Consider the following 1,382-nt stretch of genomic DNA (forward strand, 5'->3'; position numbering starts at 1 on the left):
ACCCATGTGGTGCGAAGCAATCGGAAGTGGTTCCAAGAAAAGCCTCTAAGCTTCAGTCATACGAGACCGTACCGCAAACCGACACAGGTGGGCGAGATGAGTATTCTAAGGCGCTTGAGAGAACTCGGGAGAAGGAACTCGGCAAATTGGTACCGTAACTTCGGGATAAGGTACGCCCCGGTAGCTTGACTGCTTTACTGCAGAAGGGTGAAAGGGTTGCAATAAACTGGTGGCTGCGACTGTTTAATAAAAACACAGCACTCTGCAAACACGAAAGTGGACGTATAGGGTGTGACGCCTGCCCGGTGCTGGAAGATTAAATGATGGGGTGCAAGCTCTTGATTGAAGTCCCAGTAAACGGCGGCCGTAACTATAACGGTCCTAAGGTAGCGAAATTCCTTGTCGGGTAAGTTCCGACCTGCACGAATGGCGTAACGATGGCCACACTGTCTCCTCCCGAGACTCAGCGAAGTTGAAATGTTTGTGATGATGCAATCTACCCGCGGCTAGACGGAAAGACCCCATGAACCTTTACTGTAGCTTTACATTGGACTTTGAACCAATCTGTGTAGGATAGGTGGGAGGCTTTGAAGCAGGGACGCCAGTTCCTGTGGAGCCATCCTTGAAATACCACCCTGGTTCGTTTGAGGTTCTAACCTTGGCCCGTTATCCGGGTCGGGGACAGTGTATGGTAGGCAGTTTGACTGGGGCGGTCTCCTCCTAAAGTGTAACGGAGGAGTTCGAAGGTACGCTAGGTACGGTCGGACATCGTGCTAATAGTGCAATGGCATAAGCGTGCTTAACTGCGAGACCGACAAGTCGAGCAGGTACGAAAGTAGGACATAGTGATCCGGTGGTTCTGTATGGAAGGGCCATCGCTCAACGGATAAAAGGTACTCTGGGGATAACAGGCTGATTCCTCCCAAGAGTTCATATCGACGGGGGAGTTTGGCACCTCGATGTCGGCTCATCACATCCTGGGGCTGTAGCCGGTCCCAAGGGTATGGCTGTTCGCCATTTAAAGTGGTACGTGAGCTGGGTTTAAAACGTCGTGAGACAGTTTGGTCCCTATCTGCCGTGGGCGTTGGAAATTTGAAGGGGGCTGCTCCTAGTACGAGAGGACCGGAGTGGACGAACCTCTGGTGTACCGGTTGTCACGCCAGTGGCATTGCCGGGTAGCTAAGTTCGGAAGAGATAACCGCTGAAAGCATCTAAGCGGGAAACTTGCCTTGAGATGAGATTTCCCGGAGCCTTGAGCTCCTTGAAGGGTCGTTCGAGACCAGGACGTTGATAGGCTGGGTGTGGAAGTGCAGTAATGCATTAAGCTAACCAGTACTAATTGCCCGTACGGCTTGTCCCTATAACCTTGGTAGGCTATAGAC

Annotated in this window: 1 rRNA gene; it reads left to right on the plus strand. The window is 51.9% G+C overall.

The features are described from left to right. Nucleotides 1-1,360 (plus strand): 23S ribosomal RNA (locus LE190_RS21295); the annotation flags it as partial. Nucleotides 1,361-1,382: the final 22 nt, after the last annotated feature.

It is taken from the genome of Massilia hydrophila, from assembly GCF_020208145.1.
Taxonomy (GTDB): Bacteria; Pseudomonadota; Gammaproteobacteria; order Burkholderiales; family Burkholderiaceae_D; genus Telluria; species Telluria hydrophila.